Origin of the sequence: Azospirillum griseum, assembly GCF_003966125.1 — a bacterium.
In the GTDB taxonomy this organism is placed as follows: domain Bacteria; phylum Pseudomonadota; class Alphaproteobacteria; order Azospirillales; family Azospirillaceae; genus Azospirillum; species Azospirillum griseum.
In genome coordinates this window covers 102,345-119,725 of the sequence record NZ_RXMA01000017.1, presented here as the reverse complement: position 1 = coordinate 119,725, position 17,381 = coordinate 102,345, and the positions used below count along the sequence as shown (strand labels likewise).

18 protein-coding genes are annotated in these 17,381 nt (G+C 67.7%); 6 read left to right on the top strand and 12 right to left on the bottom strand.

What is annotated here, in order from left to right; genetic code table 11:
• Window positions 1-120: 120 nt before the first annotated feature.
• The 8 genes from ccoS to ccoN all read right to left on the bottom strand — a co-directional run bounded on the left by ccoS (window position 121) and on the right by ccoN (window position 8,429).
• Window positions 121-252: a cbb3-type cytochrome oxidase assembly protein CcoS gene (ccoS, locus tag EJ903_RS27720; protein WP_246015701.1), complete on the bottom strand. Its 132-nt coding sequence runs from the start codon at window positions 250-252 to the stop codon at window positions 121-123.
• The gene (locus EJ903_RS17325) at window positions 212-2,686 is read right to left on the bottom strand and encodes a heavy metal translocating P-type ATPase (protein ID WP_126617744.1); all 2,475 of its coding nucleotides are present in this window, start codon (window positions 2,684-2,686) and stop codon (window positions 212-214) included. Before EJ903_RS17325 ends, ccoS begins: the two co-directional genes overlap by 41 nt.
• A gap of 84 nt (window positions 2,687-2,770) precedes the next feature.
• Window positions 2,771-3,283 carry a FixH family protein gene (locus EJ903_RS17320; protein ID WP_246015697.1) on the bottom strand — a complete coding sequence of 171 codons (513 nt, stop codon included), beginning with the start codon at window positions 3,281-3,283 and terminating at the stop codon, window positions 2,771-2,773.
• A gap of 74 nt (window positions 3,284-3,357) precedes the next feature.
• Window positions 3,358-4,863, bottom strand: coding sequence for a cytochrome c oxidase accessory protein CcoG (gene ccoG, locus EJ903_RS17315; protein WP_126617739.1), 1,506 nt, complete (start codon window positions 4,861-4,863; stop codon window positions 3,358-3,360).
• A 236-nt stretch (window positions 4,864-5,099) separates the two neighbouring features.
• On the bottom strand, window positions 5,100-5,990 hold the full coding sequence (ccoP, locus tag EJ903_RS17310) for a cytochrome-c oxidase, cbb3-type subunit III (RefSeq protein ID WP_126617737.1): 891 nt from the start codon (window positions 5,988-5,990) through the stop codon (window positions 5,100-5,102).
• 3 nt (window positions 5,991-5,993) lie between these two features.
• Window positions 5,994-6,155 (bottom strand): cbb3-type cytochrome c oxidase subunit 3, encoded by a 162-nt coding sequence (locus EJ903_RS17305; RefSeq protein WP_126617735.1) that lies wholly within the window; start codon window positions 6,153-6,155, stop codon window positions 5,994-5,996.
• A gap of 15 nt (window positions 6,156-6,170) precedes the next feature.
• Window positions 6,171-6,911, bottom strand: coding sequence for a cytochrome-c oxidase, cbb3-type subunit II (gene ccoO / locus EJ903_RS17300; RefSeq protein ID WP_126617733.1), 741 nt, complete (start codon window positions 6,909-6,911; stop codon window positions 6,171-6,173).
• Between the two features lie 21 nt (window positions 6,912-6,932).
• Entirely contained in the window at window positions 6,933-8,429 is a 1,497-nt protein-coding gene (gene ccoN, locus EJ903_RS17295; protein ID WP_126617731.1) for a cytochrome-c oxidase, cbb3-type subunit I, read from the bottom strand.
• A gap of 174 nt (window positions 8,430-8,603) precedes the next feature.
• Here ccoN and EJ903_RS17290 point away from each other — a divergent pair, with 174 nt between their 5' ends.
• Window positions 8,604-9,191 carry a hypothetical protein gene (locus EJ903_RS17290; RefSeq protein WP_246015695.1) on the top strand — a complete coding sequence of 196 codons (588 nt, stop codon included), beginning with the start codon at window positions 8,604-8,606 and terminating at the stop codon, window positions 9,189-9,191.
• Between the two features lie 110 nt (window positions 9,192-9,301).
• Window positions 9,302-10,510 (top strand): class I SAM-dependent rRNA methyltransferase, encoded by a 1,209-nt coding sequence (locus EJ903_RS17285; RefSeq protein ID WP_126617729.1) that lies wholly within the window; start codon window positions 9,302-9,304, stop codon window positions 10,508-10,510.
• A 31-nt stretch (window positions 10,511-10,541) separates the two neighbouring features.
• Here EJ903_RS17285 and EJ903_RS17280 read toward each other — a convergent pair whose 3' ends face one another.
• Together EJ903_RS17280 and EJ903_RS17275 are read right to left on the bottom strand one after the other, a co-directional pair.
• Complete coding sequence (locus tag EJ903_RS17280; RefSeq protein WP_126617727.1) at window positions 10,542-11,861, bottom strand: class I SAM-dependent RNA methyltransferase; 1,320 nt, start codon at window positions 11,859-11,861, stop codon at window positions 10,542-10,544.
• Between the two features lie 42 nt (window positions 11,862-11,903).
• The gene (locus tag EJ903_RS17275; protein ID WP_126617725.1) at window positions 11,904-12,326 is read right to left on the bottom strand and encodes an acyl-CoA thioesterase; all 423 of its coding nucleotides are present in this window, start codon (window positions 12,324-12,326) and stop codon (window positions 11,904-11,906) included.
• 162 nt (window positions 12,327-12,488) lie between these two features.
• On the opposite strand from EJ903_RS17275, the gene EJ903_RS17270 reads away from it, so the two are divergent.
• Complete coding sequence (locus EJ903_RS17270) at window positions 12,489-12,731, top strand: hypothetical protein (RefSeq protein WP_126617722.1); 243 nt, start codon at window positions 12,489-12,491, stop codon at window positions 12,729-12,731.
• Window positions 12,732-12,778: 47 nt separating this feature from the next.
• On the opposite strand, the gene EJ903_RS17265 is transcribed toward EJ903_RS17270, so the two are convergent.
• Together EJ903_RS17265 and EJ903_RS17260 are read right to left on the bottom strand one after the other, a co-directional pair.
• Entirely contained in the window at window positions 12,779-13,600 is an 822-nt protein-coding gene (locus tag EJ903_RS17265; protein ID WP_126617720.1) for an ABC transporter permease, read from the bottom strand.
• Between the two features lie 27 nt (window positions 13,601-13,627).
• Window positions 13,628-14,512 (bottom strand): ABC transporter permease, encoded by an 885-nt coding sequence (locus EJ903_RS17260; protein WP_126617760.1) that lies wholly within the window; start codon window positions 14,510-14,512, stop codon window positions 13,628-13,630.
• A gap of 167 nt (window positions 14,513-14,679) precedes the next feature.
• On the opposite strand from EJ903_RS17260, the gene EJ903_RS17255 reads away from it, so the two are divergent.
• The 3 genes from EJ903_RS17255 to EJ903_RS17245 are packed head-to-tail and all read left to right on the top strand — an operon-like array spanning window position 14,680 to window position 17,364.
• Window positions 14,680-15,087, top strand: coding sequence for a hypothetical protein (locus EJ903_RS17255; RefSeq protein ID WP_126617718.1), 408 nt, complete (start codon window positions 14,680-14,682; stop codon window positions 15,085-15,087).
• 49 nt (window positions 15,088-15,136) lie between these two features.
• Window positions 15,137-15,676, top strand: coding sequence for a YcnI family copper-binding membrane protein (locus EJ903_RS17250; RefSeq protein ID WP_126617716.1), 540 nt, complete (start codon window positions 15,137-15,139; stop codon window positions 15,674-15,676).
• Window positions 15,673-17,364: a copper resistance CopC/CopD family protein gene (locus EJ903_RS17245; RefSeq protein ID WP_126617714.1), complete on the top strand. Its 1,692-nt coding sequence runs from the start codon at window positions 15,673-15,675 to the stop codon at window positions 17,362-17,364. The genes EJ903_RS17250 and EJ903_RS17245 overlap by 4 nt, the downstream gene beginning before the upstream one ends.
• The last annotated feature ends 17 nt before the right edge of the window (window positions 17,365-17,381 follow it).

Here is a 17,381-nt window from a genome sequence, read left to right as displayed (position 1 = left end):
ACCCAGCTCCCGCCATAAGGGCCGACATACAGAATCCATTTCAACGAACGCTGCTACTCATCTTTTCCAAATGCGATTCCCGTGCGCACCCCCCTTCCTTTGTCCATGCCACCGCTTGGGCTATTGACCGTCGCGGGCGGGTTTGGGGGCCGAATTGGCGGCGGGGGCCTCGTCGTCGAACAGGATGCGGTTGGCCGCCCCGTCCAGATCCTCAAACTGACCGGACTTCAGCGCCCACAGAAACGCCGCCAGCCCCAGCCCGCCCAGGCACAGCGCGATCGCGATCAGATAGAGAAGCTCGTCCATCACCCAAATCCTTGACCACAGAGCCACGGGCCAGCCGCAGCGCGTTGAGAATGACGATCAGCGACGACGACGACATCGCCAGCGCCGCCAGCAGCGGCGTCAGCAACCCGGCCATCGCCAACGGAACCGCGCACAGATTGTAGAGCAGCGCGATGGCGAAATTCTGCTTCACCAAACGGCCGGACCGCCGCGCCACCTCGACCGACTCGACGATGGGCCGTAGCATCCGCCCCTGGAACACCACGTCCGCCGCCGTCTGGCTGACGTCCACCGCTGTTGACGGCGACATCGACACCGACGCCGCCGCCAGGGCGGGGGCGTCGTTCAGCCCGTCGCCGACCATCAGCACCCGGCGGCCCTGACCGGCCAGGTCGGCCAGCGCGGCGGTCTTGTCCGCCGGGGTCTGCCCGGCCCGCCATTCGCCGATGCCCAGCCGCGCGGCCACCGCCGCCACCGCGCCGCGCCGGTCGCCCGACAGCAACCGCACCTCCAGCCCGCGCGCGCGCAGCGCCGCCACCACCGCCACCGCGTCCGGGCGCAGGGCGTCGAGGAACAGGATGCGCACGGGGGCCACGCCCGGACGGGCGAGCCACAATTCCGGCCCTTCGGCGTCCTGCGTCTCTTCCGGCGCGCCGGTGAAGCGGCGGCTGCCCAGGCGGATCACCCCGTCGGCCCCATCCATCTCCAACCCGGCTCCGGGAACTTCGCGCACGCCGCTCGCCACCGGCACGCCGGGCAGAGCGGCGGCCAGCGCGCGGGCCAGCGGGTGACGGCTGGTTCCGGCCATCGCCGCCGCCAGCCGCAAATCCGCCTCGGCCACGCCGTCGAGCTGCGGGACGGGACGGCCTTCGGTCAGGGTTCCGGTCTTGTCGAACACCACGGTGTCGATGTCGGCCAGCCGCTCCAGCGCCGTCGCCGTCTTCAGCAGGGTCCCTTGGCGCATCAGCCGCCCGCTGGCGATCACCTGCACCACCGGAACCGCCAGGGCCAGCGCGCAGGGGCAGGTGATGATGAGCACCGCCACCGCGTTCATCAAGGCGACCTGCCACGCCGCCCCGCCCAGCAGCAGCCAGGACAGGAAGGTGGTCAGCGCGGTGACGTGGACAACGGGGGCGTAGAGGCGCGACACCCGGTCGGCCACCGCCACATATTTGGCCCGGCCCTGCTCGGCCACCTCCATCAGGCGGACGATCTCGGCCAGCAGCGTGCCTTCGCCGACCGCCGTCACCGTCAAGCGCAGCGGGGCCGTCAGGTTCAGCATCCCGGCAAAGACCTGATCGCCGGGGCGCACGCTGCCCGGCACGCTTTCCCCGGTGATCAGCGCGGTGTCGAGGTCGGACACGCCGTCCACCACCCGGCCATCCACCGGAATCCGCTCCCCGGTCGCCACCAGAATGACGGTTCCGGGGCGGACCTGTTCAGGGGGAACCACGGCGCTGGTCCCATCCTCGCGCAGGATCGTCACCGCGTTGGCGCGCAGGCCCAGAAGCTGTTCGGCCGCCGACCGCGCCCGGCCGCGCGCCCGCTGGTCGAGGTAACGCCCGATCAGCAGGAAGAACAGCAGCATCACCGCGCCATCGAAATAAGCGTGCGGCCCGCTGTTGATCGTCTCGAACAGGCTCATCCCGGTGGCGAGCAGCACGCCGATGGTGACGGGCACGTCCATGTTGGTGCGCCCGCGCCGCAGCGCGCCAAAGGCCGACCGCGCGAAGGGGCGCAGGGCGTAGGCGATGGCGGGCATGCAGATCAGCGCGGAAATCCAGTGCATCAGGTCGCGCGTGGCCGTGCCCATGCCCTGGCTGTGCCCGGCCCAGACCGACACCGACAGCAGCATGACGTTGCCCATGGCGAACCCGGCCACGGCCATCGCCCGCAGCAGCTCGCGTTCCGTCTTGGCCTGCGCCCCGCCCAACTGGTCGGGGTCGAAGGGCACGACGCGGTAGCCCAGTTGCGCCACCGTCCCAACCACGCGGTTGGCGTCGGTTTCCGCCGGATTCCAGCGCAGGATCAACCGGCGGGTCGTCATGTTCAGGCGGGCCTGAACGACGCCGGGCTGCTGGCCGACGGCGGTTTCGATCAGCCAGACGCAGGCGGCGCATTGCAGGCCATCGACCATCAGATGCAGGCACTGCGCCCCGTCGGCGTCGTCGCGGGCGTGGGCGCTGTAATCGAGCGTTGCCGCCCCATCCTCCGGGCGCAGCGGGCGTGCCGCCGGATCGACGCTGCGCCGGTCGTAATAGCGGCCCAACCCCAGGCCGCGCACCAGATCATAGGCGGCGGCACAGCCGGAGCAGCAGAACGGCCCGGTTCCATCGGACGCGACGACCGCCGAATCGGCCCCCGCCGTCACCTCCTGCCCGCAATGGCGGCAGACGCTCATGTCGAATCACCCGAAAAACGAACAGCCAGACACCGGCCCAGCCCGGCGCGCCCAAGCGGGCGCGCCGTGGTCGGCGTCACACACTCACTGCACCCAGACGCGCTTCTGGTTCTGGTAATCGCCGGTGGGGTGGGTGATCTCCACCCGCAAATCCCACTGGCCTTCCAGGGCCACCGTGACCGGGGCGGCGTAGCGGCCCTCGCCCAGATACGGCAGCTCCAGCGTCACATCGTGCCCGACGCTGGTCGGGCGGATCAGCTTGGCCGTGACCTTCGCCCCTTCCAGCAGCGCCCCGGCCTTGTCGCGCAGGGTCAGCGAGATCAGGCCCTTGCGCGGTTCGGTGCTGGTGAAGTCGGCCTGGACCTGCCAGCCGCGTTCGGCCTGGGCGCGGGCACCCTCCAGATCGCGGTTGTACTGGATGCCCTTGAGGAAGTGATTCTCCGTTTCCAGCCCGGTCCAGGTGGACACGGCGAAATGGATCATCACCCCGTTCACCGCCGCGACCACCAGGAACAGCCCCACGAAAATCCAGGGGATGTACCAGCCCTTTTGCCGGGGCATGCGGGTGGGGCGGAGGCCGGTGGTGGGAGAGGTCATGGTCATGCTCGGTGATGGCCTTGGTGTTGCGGGACCCTATCACGAAATCGGAGTCGAATCCGTGTCGGGTCCTATCAGTTTCCCGGCCCCATGAACACCGTCTGGTACGACGCGCGTTCACCGGTGGCCGAGGTGAGGACGAGGTTTAGCGGCTGCGACGCCTCGCGCAAAGCGGCGCGCGGAACGGTCACAAAAATGCGATAGGTGGCGACCATGTCGGGGGCGGCGGTCAGGCGCTGGCGCTCGGTCTGGGCGGCCAGCCCCTCCCCCGCCACGGCGATGGTCGCCCCGGCCAACCCGCTGACCGACAGCTCGTAATCGCGCGGGTCGCGGGTCATGTTGGAGATCTTGAAGGTGTAGGCGTTGCGCACCGTGCCGTCGGCCAGCGTGACGAACAGCGGCGCGCGGTCGCGCAGCACGCTGATGTCCAGGCCGGGGCGCAGGGCCAGACCGGCGACGATGGCCCCGCCGATCACCAGCATCCCCAGCCCATAGACGATGACGCGCGGGCGCAGCCAGCGCGCCTTGACCGGCGCGCCGCCGGACGACAACGCGATCTGGTTGGTCTGGGTGTCGAAAAGGATCAGGCCGGTCGGACGCCCGATCTTGGTCATGATGTCGTCGCAGGCGTCCACGCACAGGCCGCAGCCGATGCACTGCATCTGCAAGCCGTCGCGGATGTCGATGCCGGTGGGGCAGACCTGGACGCAGTTGGAACAATCGATGCAGTCGCCCAACCCGGCCTCGGCCCGCTCCTCCCAGCTTTGGGATTTGCGCAGCGGCGCGCGCCCTTCGCCGCGCCACTCCTGATAGGTGACGATCAGGCTGTCCTCGTCGATCATCGCCGATTGGAAGCGCGGCCACGGGCACATGTAGGTGCAGACCTGTTCGCGGGCGAATCCGGCCAGCAGATAGGTGGTTCCGGTGAACAGCCCGATGAAGCCGACGGCGGTGGAGGACGCCTCCAGCCGCAGCAGCTCGCCCAGCAGGGTCGGCGCGTCGGTGAAGTAGAAGATCCAGGCCCCGCCGGTGGCGAGCGCGATCAACAGCCAGATCGCGTTGGTCGCCGCCTTGCGCCACAGCTTGTCAACGGTCCAACCACCCTGGTCGCGGCGGATGCGGGTCCCGCGCTCCCCCTCCACCAGATGCTCGACCCAGACATACAGGTCGGTCCAGACGGTTTGCGGGCAGGCGTAGCCGCACCAGACGCGCCCGGCCAGCGAGGTGGCGAGGAACAACCCCAACGCCGCCAGGATCAGCGCCCCGGTCAGGTAATAGATCTGCTGCGGCCACAGCTCGATGAAGAACAGGTAGAAGCGCCGGTGTTCGATGTCGAGCAGCACGGCCTGACTCGGGGCGTTCGGCCCGCGATCCCAGCGCAGCCACGGCAGGACGTAATAGATCGCCAGCATGACGATCAACGCCGCCCATTTGATCCGGCGGAAGCGGCCATGGACGGATTTCGGATACACCTTGCTGTGCGTCTCGAACAGCGTGTCGGGCGGACCACCCTTGGGCTTGCCGGGAGGGGTGCGCCGGATCCTGGGGGCTTTGTCGGGCGTGTCCGTGGCCGTGCTCATTCCCTCGCCTTTTCGTTGGGGCGGGCCGCTGTCGGCTCCGCATCCGCACACAAGAATGGGTGGGGGCCGTGGCACCACTATGGCGACCGAATGCCGCAGCGGCATTGCGCTGGATCAAACCACCACCAGCGCCTGCGGATGAGGGCACAGACGGGGCACAGGCGGGCGGAACAAAAAAATGCCGGGGAGTTTCCTCCCCGGCATCAGCATCAACGCGTCTCAACCAGAAGGACGGGTTACTGACCGCCGCCCAGGTTGTGGACGTAGATGGCCAGCGACTTGATCGTCGCGTCGTCCAGACGCTTCGACCAGGCGGGCATCATGCCAGCGCGACCGTTGGTGATGGTCTCGACCAGCGTGGCCTTGTCGCCACCATAGAGCCAGTTGGCCTGCTTGAGCGGCGGCGCGCCAACGCCGTCCAGACCAGCGGCCACCGAACCCTGCGCCGCGTCGCCGTGGCAGGCGACGCAGTTTTCCTCAAACACGGTCTTGCCCTTGGCGACCTTCGCCGGATCGGCGGCCTTGTTGTTCAGCGACAGGATGTAGTCCGTCACCTGATCGATCTGATCGCGGTTCAGGATGCCGTCCTTGCCGAACGCGGTCATGCCGGCACCCGGCGTGCCACGGGTGTCCTTGTCGTCCGAACGGATGCCGTGCTGGATGGTCTGGTAGATGTCGGCGGTCTTGCCGCCCCACAGCCACACGTCATCGGCCAGCGTCGGGAAGCCCTTCGCACCCTGGCCGCCCGCACCGTGGCAGGCCGCGCAGTTTTCGTTGAAGTAGGACCGGCCACCCGCCATGGCGAAGCCCAGCAGGTCCTTGTCCTTCTGGATTTCGTCCACCGACTTGGCGGCGATGGCGGTCAGGAACTTGGCCTGACCGGCCTTCGCCTCGGCCAACTTGCCGACCAGCTCCTCGCGCTGCGAATAGCCCAGCAGGCCCTTGGTGTAGGTCTTGCCCAGCGGCCAGGCCGGGTAGAAGACGTAATACACCATCGCCCAGGCGATGCAGACGTAGAAGATGTACAACCACCACTTGGGCAGCGGGTTGTTCAGCTCGCGCAGCCCATCCCACTCGTGGCCGGTGGTTTCGACCCCGGACAACTCGTCCTTGTAATTCTGTGCCATGGCCTAAAACTCCTGACCATCATCCTTGAGCGGGATCTGGGACGCGTGATCGAAGGTGCGGCGGTTGCCGGGCCACATGGCGTAAACCAGGATGCCCGTCAGCAACACCATCAACCACACGGTCCAGAACGACCGAAGCATCACTGTGATCGCGTCCAAATCCATGGATTTGTCCCCCGATTACTGCTGGAGCTGCTTCGGCGACTGGTACTTGGTGAAATCCACCATGGTGCCCAGCACCTGCAGGTAGGCCACGAGAGCGTCCATTTCGGTGACGGTCTTGTTGCCCGTGAAGTTCGCCACGACGGCTTTCGGGTAGCGCTTCATCAGGGCGGCGGTGTCGCCGTCCGGGTTCTTCTGCGCTTCCAGGTCCGCCTTGGCGTTCTTGATCTGGTCATCCGTGTAGGGGACGCCGACAACCCGCAGCGTCTTCAGGACGTCGCTGATGTCGCCGTAGTTCAACGGACGGTCCTTCATCCAGGCATAGCCCGGCATGATGGATTCCGGCACGACCGCGCGCGGGTTCACCAGATGGGCGACCTGCCAGTCGTTGGAGTATTTGCCACCGACGCGGGCCAGATCGGGGCCGGTGCGCTTCGACCCCCACTGGAACGGGTGGTCGTACATCGACTCCGCCGCCAGCGAGTAATGGCCATAGCGCTCGACCTCGTCACGGAACGGACGGATCTGCTGGCTGTGGCAGTTGTAGCAGCCTTCGCGGATGTAAATCGACTGACCGGCCACTTCCAGCGGCGAATAGGGACGGACCCCATCCACCTTTTCGATGGTCGATTCGATCGTGAACAGCGGGACGATCTGCACCAGACCGCCGATCGACACGGTGATCAGCGTCAACACGATGAGCAGAAGCGTGTTCCGCTCGATCAGGTCGTGGCTGAAGCCCTTTTTTTCCTGAGCCATTTCTAGCATCCTTCCTGGGCTTTAGGCCGCGCCAACCGCCGCCTTGTGCGGGGTGGAGGCGTAAGGCTTCTCGATGCGGACGTCACCCTTCGCCGTGCGCCACAGGTTGTAGACCATGATGAGCGCGCCGATGACGAACAGCACACCACCCATCGCGCGGATGACGTAGAACGGGTGCATCGCCGCGACGGTTTCCACGAAGGAGTACTGGAGGAAGCCCAGGTTGTCGTACGCGCGCCACATCAGGCCCTGCATGATGCCCGACACCCACATGGCGGTGATGTACAGCACGATGCCGACGGTGGCGGTCCAGAAATGGTAGCTGACCAGACGCAGGCTGTAGAGCTGCGAGCGCTTCCACAGAACCGGAACCAGGAAATACAGCGCGCCGAAGGAGATGAAGGCCACCCAGCCCAAGGCACCCGAATGCACGTGGCCGACGGTCCAGTCGGTGTAGTGCGAGAGCGCGTTGACCGGCTTCACCGACATCAGCGGACCTTCGAAGGTCGACATGCCGTAGAAGGCAACCGAGGACACGAGGAAGCGCAGGACCGGATCGGTGCGCAGCTTATCCCAGGCCCCCGACAGGGTCATGATGCCGTTGATCATGCCGCCCCAGGACGGCATCCACAGCATGACCGAGAAGGTCATGCCCAGCGTCTGCGCCCAGTCCGGCAGCGAGGTGTAGTGCAGGTGGTGCGGACCGGCCCAGATGTAGAGGAAGATCAGGGTCCAGAAGTGGACGATCGACAGGCGATAGGAATAGACCGGACGCTCGGCGCGCTTGGGCACGAAATAATACATGATCCCAAGGAAACCGGCGGTCAGGAAGAAGCCCACCGCGTTGTGGCCGTACCACCATTGCACCATGGCGCTCTGCACACCCGACACGAACGGGTAGGACTTCATGCCCGTCCACGACACCGGGACGTTCATGTTGTTGCCCAGATGCAGGATGGCCACGGTCAGGATGAAGGCCAGGAAGAACCAGTTCGCCACATAGATGTGCGACTCGCGCCGCGTCATCACCGTGCCCGCGAACTGGATGGCGTACAACACCCAGATCACCGTCAGGTACAGATCGAGGATCCATTCCGGCTCGGCGTATTCCTTGCCCTGGGTGTAGCCCAGGACGTAGCTCAGCGCCGCGAGCACGATGAAGATGTTGTAGTTCCAGAAGATGAACTTCGTCAGCCCTTCGCCCCCGAAGAGGAACTGACGGCAGGTGCGCTGCACCGAATAGAGCGAGGTGGCGAACAGAACGTTGCCACCGAACGCAAAGATGACGGCCGAGGTGTGGACCGGCCGCAGACGCCCGAAGCTGGTCCATTCCAGACCGAGATTCAGCGCCGGAAACGCGAGTTGCAGGGCGATGAACGTGCCGGCCAGAAAGCCGACCACGCCCCAGAACGTCGCAGCGATAACGAAGAGTCGGATGGCGTCTTCGTAGTAACGCACGTCTTCCGACACCCGCTGGCTGCCCAGGGTGGCCCCTGAAGTCAGAGTCGCTGATGTCATACAATCTCTCCCGTTTGCCCCGGGCGGCCGGAAGCCGCGCCTTCTGGGTTGCACCACCGCTGGGTACGTACTGTTAAGGAGGGGGGCAGGTTCTGGTCCGATGCACGCACGGATCGGCTTCGGACACGCCTGCCTCCAATAATCCCACTATGTGTAGGGGTGGCTGCCACAACATTGATCTACGTCAACGCCGCCCCCGGGTCCGGACTGCCATCGTTCAGTGTCCTCGCAATTGGCCGGACAGTCATGGACGACAGCTTCATCGCGAAACCCCTTGGTCGGCGTCAGATTGACCAGGCTTATCCACTGGTGTGCACCATCGCCCCCGGCCTTGCCGTGGAGCAATGGCGCGCTTTTGCCGCAGCGGTCCTGGAAGCGGGCGGAGCCACCGACGCGCGGTCTGGCATCATGACGGTGCAGAACGCGCGTGGGTACCTCCACGGGCTGTTCTCATACGCCATCGGGGAGCATCTGCGCCACGGTCGCGTTATGACCGTGGAGAACTTTGTTGTGCTGGATTTGTTCGATCTTCCGGGGGTGGCGGGAACCCTGGTGGAGGCCATGGATGGCGTGGCGCGGCGGTTTGGCTGCACCGCCATCCACACCAGCCTGCCGGAGCGTTGTATATTTGATGATACAACAAACAATCCGATTGCGGATTGCTTCTTTCGCCAAGGGCATAGACGCGAAACCATCCGGCTGTGCAAGGCGCTGGACAGCAGCAACGACAACCGCCTGCCCGACCGCGCCATGACCGAGTGATTTCGCGCGCCGATCCGGGCGGCGGAAACCGCAGCGGAACTATTGTGCATGCCCAAAGTGCGGGAGGGCTGATTTGCGGGCGGGCCGATTTGTGGCTAGGATGCGGCCCCATGACCGACAGCGCCCCCAAGCCCGTCAAATACCCGACGATTCACATGCAGGCCGGCCGTGAGCGGCGCGTCCAGCATGGCCACCCCTGGGTTTATTCCAACGAAGTCCAGATGGACGCCGCCGCCAAGGCGGTCGCCCCCGGCAGCCCCGTGCGCCTGCTGGAGGCCAGCGGCAAGCCCCTGGGCATCGCCGCCTTCAACCCGCACACGCTGATCGCCGCGCGCCTGCTGTCGCCCGATCCGGCGGCCCGAATCGACGAAGGCTTTTTCGCCGACCGTCTGGGCCGCGCCCTGGCGCTGCGGCAACGCCTGTTCGATCGCCCCTTCTACCGCGTCGTCCACGCCGAGGCCGATGGACTGCCCGGCCTGATTGTTGATCGTTTCGACGATGTGGTGACGGTCCAGGCCAATTCCGTGTTCATGGACCGCCACATCGACGCGGTTCTGGCCGCCATCGATTCGGTGCTGGCCCCGCGCGCCCTCATCCTGCGCAACGACGGGACACAACGGGCGTTGGAAGGGCTGGCGGAGGAAACCCGGCTGGTGAAGGGCGTGATCGACGGCCCGATCCGGCTGGAGGAAAACGGCGTCACCTTCTTCGCCAACCCGCTGGACGGCCAGAAGACCGGCTGGTTCTACGACCAGCGCGACAACCGCGCCTTCATCGCGTCGCTGGCCAAGGGCGGGCGGGCGATTGATTTCTACAGCTACAACGGCGGATTCGGCGTGCAATGCGCGGTCGCCGGGGCCACCTCCGTCGTGGCGGTGGACCGTTCGGCCCTGGCGCTGGAAAACGCCGCCCGCGCGGCGGCGGCCAACGGCGTCGCCGACCGCTTCGAAGCCCGCCGGGCCGACGCCTTCCAGGAGATGGAACGGCTCGACGCCGCCGGGGAGCGGTTCGAGGTGGTGATCGCCGATCCGCCCGCCTTCGTGAAGGCCAAGAAGGATTTGGGGGCGGGCTGCCGCGCCTACCGCAAGATGGCGCGTCTGGCCGCCCGCATCACCGCGCCGGGCGGTTTCCTGCTCTGCGGCTCGTGCAGCCACAACGTCGATCCGCCCACCTTTGCCGAACAGGTCGCCCGTGGTCTGAACGACGCCGGGCGCACCGGCCGCATCCTGCGCAGCGCCGGGGCCGGGCCGGATCATCCGGTTCACCCCAATCTGCCCGAATCGGCCTATCTCAAGGCCATCGTCCTGCAACTGGACTGAACGCTTTCCCCCGCCGCAAGGCGGGGGGACTTCAGCGGGTGAACACCCCCACCAGTTCGACATGGGCCGACCACAGGAATTGGTCGACCGGCCGCACGGTCGTCAGGCGATAGCCGCCATCGACCAGCTTGCGGGCGTCGCGGGCGAAGGTGGCCGGGTTGCAGGACACGCCGACCACCAGCGGAACCTTGCTCGCCGCCAGGGTTTCGGCCTGCGCGGCGGCCCCGGCGCGCGGCGGGTCAAAGACAACCGCATCGAAACGACCGAGTTCCTTGGCGGTCAACGGCTGTTCGAACAGGTCGCGCCGCTCCACAGTCAACCGCCGCCCCTGCACCACCCGGCTCAGCGCGGCCACCGCCTCGACGTCGCCTTCCACCGCGTGAACCGCGTTTTGTTCCGAAAGCGGAATGGAAAAGGTGCCGATCCCGGCGAACAGATCGGCCACCCGGCCCGCTCCCCCGATTGCACCGCGCACCGCCTCCACCAGTGCGGCTTCCCCCGCCGCGCTGGCTTGCAGGAAGGCTCCGGGGGGCGGAACAATTGGAACGTTTTCAAAACGAATGGCGGCGGGGCGTCGGTTGGCCACCGGCTCCACCCCGCTGCGGTCATCGGCCTTCCAGGCGATGCGGGCCACGGCGTCCGGTTCGAACAGCGCGAGCGCGTCGCGCGCCCCGCGCTCCAAATGGCGGGGACCAACCAGCAGCAGGTCGATGCCGCCCTCCAAGTCGTTCAGAACGATGTCGCAACCATCGCCGTCGGGCAACACCACGGCCAACAACGCCCGCAGCGGTTCGACCAGCGCGAACAGGCGCGGGGTCAGAACCGGGCATTCCTCCAGATCGACCAGCCGGTGACTCTGCCGCTCGTTGAAGCCCAGCCACACCCGCTTGCCGCGCTTCAACGCCGCCAGGCGCGCCCGGCGACGGGCACCCGGCGGGGTGCAGGCCAGCGGTTCCAACGGCGTGTCGCCCAGACCCACCCGCGCCAAGCATCCTTGCACCAACGAAACGTTCCAGGCGCGGTAGGCGTCGGCGCTGAGATGCTGCAACGTGCAGCCGCCGCAGCGGCCGAAATGGCGGCAGGCCGGATCGCCGCGCCCCGGCCCCGGTTCCAGCACCGCCAGCAGGTCGGCGCGCACGCCCTCGCCCTTGGCGGTGGCGGCGTCCAGCGGATCGGTGACGCGCACCCGCACCCGGTCGCCCGCCACGGTCAGCGGCACGAACAGCCGCGCCCCCTCCACCGTCGCCAGCCCATCGCCGCGCGCGCCGATGTCGGTGATGGCGACGTCGAACTCACGCGGTTCGGCGGGCGGACGCCGTTTCGCGACGGGGCGCTTGGGGAAGGGTTTCACGACGGGCGGCCTTGGCGCAGGGGAAAGGGGGAACGCCCCCCTTTACGCCGGTGCCAGCGCCGCGCGCAACGGTTCCGGTATCGGAGTCGGGCGATGGGTCGCCTTGTCGACGATGACGCACACCGCCTCCTGCGTGGCGATGCAGCGGTCGCCCAGGAAGATGCCGACGCCGATGGTCATGGAGCTGGTCCCCAAGCGCAGCCCGCACACCCCGACTCGGACCGTGTTGGGGTAGAGCAGCTCGGCCTTGTATTCGATCAGGCTGCGGGCCAGCACGACCGTCCAATCGTCGGAGTCGCGGAAACCGCCCGCCGCCTGCAACATGGCGATGCGGCCCTGCTCGAAAAAGACGCCCAAGGCGTTGTTGTTGACGTGGCCCAGCGCGTCGAGGTCGTTGAAGCGCACGCGCTCCTCCCACCAGAACCCATAGCTGCCGGGGTTGGTCAGATCCTTGTTGTCGCTCATGTCCGCCCTATGCCGCAAAGGTCAATACGGGGCCGCACTGTGCGGCATGGGCGTTCCCCCCGCAAGCGTGGCTATTTGCACAGCCCCCGGCGATTTCCTGCGCCCGCCGCGCGGGGTCCGTGTTATTGGAATCCAAACCAACCCTCCGCAACGGAACGGACGATGAGCAAGGACACCAACCAGACGGCGGAAGCGCTGTTCGAAAAGGCGCTGTCGATCGCTGAAAAGCATCTGGACGCGGCGATCAAGGAAGGCGGCCCGCTCGGCCCCTACATCGCCGTCGCCATGATCGAGGCCGCCGTCAACTCGGCCGTCGATGAGACGAGCCACGAGGACGTCATCGACATGCTGCGCGATCTCGCCTCGCAGATCGAAGCGGACGCCGATGAAAGCGACGACGAGTAAACAGACCGGCGGAACGGCGCGCGGCGGGACCTTCGCCGCGCGCGCTCTCAGCCCTCTGCCCCTGCGGTTCCTGCGGCCCGGCGCGCCTCGCGCCGCCGCAGGATCTCGTAGGTCACGGCCCCCAGCACGGTCAGCGCGATCAGGATCAGCGACAGCGCGTTGACGGCGGGCGTCAGGCCGGTGCGGACCTTGGACGCGATGTAGACGGTCAGCGTGGTTTCCAGGCCGCGCACGAACAGCGTCGTGTTGTAATTCTCAAAGCTCTGCAAAAAGGCCAGCAGCGACGCCGACAGGATCGACGGCGTCAGGTAGGGCAGCGTGATGCGGCGGAACACCTGCCCGTGCGTCGCGCCCAGATCAAGCGCGGCCTCCTCCAGCGTCAGATCGAACCGTTGCAGACGGGCGGAAAACAGCAGCATCGCGTAAGCGGCGATGAAGCTGGATTGCGCGACGATGGTCAGGAACAGCCCGCCGGTCACGCCGAACCACTCGCGCCAGAACACCAGGGTGGAGATGCCGACGATCACCCCCGGCGTCAGCAGCGGCGACACCGCCAGCGCGTACAGGAAGGTCTTGGCCCGGCTGTGCAACCGGTCGAGCAGCAGGGCCGCCGCCAGCCCCAGCGGGACCGACACCAGGATCACGCCCGCCCCCACGATCAGGCTGGTCCCCAGCGCCGACCACATGCGTTGATCGGCCCACAGCGCCGAAAACCAACCGAGCGTGAAACCCATCCAGGGCGTGATGGTGGGAAAGCGGCTGCTGTTGAAGGTCGCCGCCGACATCACCAGCAGCGGCAGGAACAGATAGGCGAAGAAGATCACCAGATAGGAGCCGGTGAGCAGGCGGCGGAAGCGGTCGGCGGACATCCGTCTATCCTTACGTGGTGATGCCGGTCATTTGGCGATGTCGGTTAGGCCGACGCGGAACAGCTTCATCGCGGTCAGGATGACGCCGATGCACAGGACCAGCAGGATGAAGGCGTAGGCCGCCCCCTGGTTCCAGTTCCCGCCCTCGAAGAACCAGTTGTAGATGACCTCGGTGAACCAGCGGCTTTGCGGCCCGCCCAGCAGGGCCGGAACGGCGTAGCTGCCCGCCGCCAGCATGAAGGTCATGATGCAGCCGACCGCGATGCCCGGCTTGGCGTGGGGCAGCACGACCCGCCAATGGATGCGCAGCCACCCGGCCCCCAGATCGCGCGCCGCCTCGATCTGGTTGCGGTCCAGCGATTCGATGGCGTTGTAGAGCGGGAAGACCATGAACAGGATGTAGACATAGACCATGCCGACGATCACGCCGACGTCGCCGCCCAGCATCCGTTGCGGCTCGTCGAAGATCCCCAGCCCCACCAGCAGGCTGTTCAACAGGCCGTTGAAGGCGAGGATGATGTACCAGGAGAAGGTCCGCAGCAGCTCGTTGATCCAGAAGGGCACGATCAGCATCAGCATCAACAGCGGCAGCCGCCGTTTCGGGGCCACCTGGGCCAGATAGAAGGCCACCGGGTAACAGACCGCCAGCGTCACCGCCGTCACCAGGGCGCTGGCCCAGATCGTCTTGATGAAGATCGCCAGATGGATTTGGTTGGTCCACAGCGTGGCGTAATTCTTGACCGTGTAGACATCCTCCGGCCCGCCCAGCTTGGACGGCGGCAGCGATGGGCGGAAGGAGAAATCCACCATCATGATCTGGGGAAGCACCACCAGCAGCGCCAGCCACAGCGCCACCGCCAGCAGGATCAGGCCGGTCAGAACCGGGCCGTATCGGCGGATCACCTCGGTCATCGCGCGGGCGGCTCCTTTTTGTTGAACGGTCATTCAAATACGAATCCGAACAATCCACGCCTATCATGGGGCTTTTGCCTGGCGCAAGCGCGCGCGTGTGACCACAACCGTCCGCACCGGCATTTCCCCCTTTGCGCCGCCGCGACTCGGACGCCATAGTCAGGACCATGCGCGCGCCCCGCCGGACCGGATCGGATCATCGACTGTGGACCCACGCGACGGCCCTGGTGGCCGTGGCGGTTCTGCTGGTCCATGCCCTGGTCCTGGGCTGGCATGTCCCGCCGCCGTTGCGGGCGTTGGCGGCGGACGGTTGGCTGTGCCTGGCCCCGACTCAAAGCGCCAGCCCCGACGCGCCCGGCGAGTCCGCCCCGGACGCCCCCAATCTTGGCGACCATCTGAAGCGCTGCCCGCTCTGCCTGTCGGCGGACACGGTTGCGCTTGGCCCGGCGGATGGGCCGTTGTTGCCCACCCCCGCCTGGGTCGAGGCCGACCGCCCGCGACTCGGCGGCGCGGCCCCGCGCGCCGACCACCCCCATCACCTCTTCCACGCCCGCGCCCCTCCGGCCACGGCCTGACGACTCGCGTTCCATCCTTCCTCGTCAGACCGTTTTTCGGAGACTCCCCATGATTCGCGCCACCCGCGCCACGCTGGCCGCTGTCGGCCTGTTCGCCCTGTCCGCCGCCGTCCTGCCCGTCACCGCCGCCGCCCATGCCACGCTGGAGGTCCAGCAGGCCCCGAGCGGCAGCTATTACAAGGCGGTGATCCGCATCGGCCATGGCTGCGACGGCAGCGCCACCACCGCCATCCGCGTCCGCATCCCGGAGGGCGTGGTGTCGGTCAAGCCGATGCCCAAGCCGGGCTGGACGCTGTCCACCGTCGAGGGCCCCTACGCCACCCCCTTCGTCAGCCATGGCAAGACGATCACCAAGGGCGTGACCGAGGTGACGTGGACCGGCGGCCCGCTGCCCGACGCCTTCTATGACGAGTTCGTCTTCCAGGCCAAATTGCCGGAGAAGCCCGCCGGAACCGTGATTCACGTGCCGGTGGTGCAGGAGTGCGACAAGGGCGTGAACCGCTGGATCGAGATCCCCGAACCCGGCAAGACCGCCCATGATTACAAGGAACCGGCCCCCAGCCTGACGCTGACGGCCAAGCCGCAATGAGCACCGCCCGCCTCCTCCGCCGCCTCGTCTGTCTGGTGGCCCTGCTGCTGATGCCCGGTTCGGCGTTCGCCCACGCCGTGCTGCTGGAGTCCAGCCCGGTGGACGGCGCGCGACTCGACCGCCCGCCCGCCGAGCTGCGCCTGCGCTTCAACGAGCCGGTGACGCCGGTGGCGCTGCACGCCTTCGGCCCCGCTGGGGCGTTGGCGCTGCCCGGCCCGGCGCAGGCCAGCGACTCCGATCTGCGGGTCCCGCTGCCGCCGTTGCCGACGACGCCGGGGGCCTACACCCTCAGCTACCGCGTCACCTCGGCCGATGGGCATCCGGTGGCGGGGTCGCTGATCTTCGGCGTCGGCGTCACGCCGGAACGGCCGGAGCAGGCGGAGGAGCGCGGGCGCAATCGGACCCTGCTGGCCGCCATGGCCGCCCGCGCGCTGCATTACGGCAGCCTGCTGGCGGCGGCGGGCGGCGGGCTGTTTCTGGCGCTGGTGGCACCGGGTGCCGCCTACCGCATCCAGACCGCCAGAGGATCCGGTGCGGGCGGAACGGGCACAAGCTGGGCACCGCTGGCGCGGCTGGCCCGCCAACCGATGACGTTGGCCATCGCCCTGCTGGCGGTTCCGCTGAATCTCGGCCTGACCGGGGCGGTGCTGATCGGCGAAACGCCGCTGGCCCTGCTGACGGCGGACGCGTGGCGGGTGGTTCTGGCCAGCACCGGCGGACTCAGCGCCGCCATCGCGCTGGCCGGTCTGGCGCTGCTCGCCCTTGGGCAGTGGCGCAACCGCTCCGGCACCGGCGGTGGGCTGTTCCTGATGGCTGGGGCGCTGGTCGCCGTCGGTGCCCTGACCACCACCGGCCACGCCGCCACCGCCCCGCCCACCGCGCTGTCGGCCCCGCTGGTCGGGCTGCACGCGCTGACCGCCGCCTTTTGGCTGGGGGCGCTCGCCCCGCTGCGCGCCATCCTGCGCCACGCCCCGGCGCTGGAGGCGGCCCGGCTGGTCCGCCGCTTCTCCACCCTGGCGGTGGCGGCGGTGGCCCTGCTGCTGTTGGCCGGGCTGGGGTTGAGCGTGGTGCAGATCACCGCCCCCGACCGGGTCGGCTCCACCGTCTATGGCCAAATCTGGCTGCTGAAGATGGCCGGAGTCGCGGCCCTGCTCGGGTTGGCCACCGTCAACCGCTGGCGCCTGACGCCGACGCTGGAGCGCGGCGGGCGGGCGGAGCGGGAGCGGGCGAATCGGCTGCTGCGCCTCAGCATCACCACGGAAGTGGCGCTGATGGGGCTGGTGGTGATGTTGACCGCCGGGCTGGGGACCACCCCACCGCCGCGCACGATCGCCGCCAAGCCGGTGGCGGACGCCCCGATCGGCTACAGCAGCGTGACGGCGGCAAAGGGGCGGCAGGCGGTGATCGGGCTGGACCCGGCGCGGGTCGGCCCCAACCGGTTGACCATTCACCTGACCCAGGCCGACGGCGGCCCGTTCGACCCGAAAGAGCTGGTGGTGGAGCTGTCGCAGCCCGCCGCCGGGATCGAGCCGCTGACCCGCCGCCCGACCCGCACCGGCCCCGGAGCCTTCGCGCTCGACGGGCTGATCCTGCCGGTGAAGGGCCGGTGGGAACTGCGCATCGACGCCCTGATCGACGATTTCGACAAGGCGATCTTCCGCGCCAGCCTGCCGGTGGGCGGCGGCTGAATGCGCGGGCTGATCGC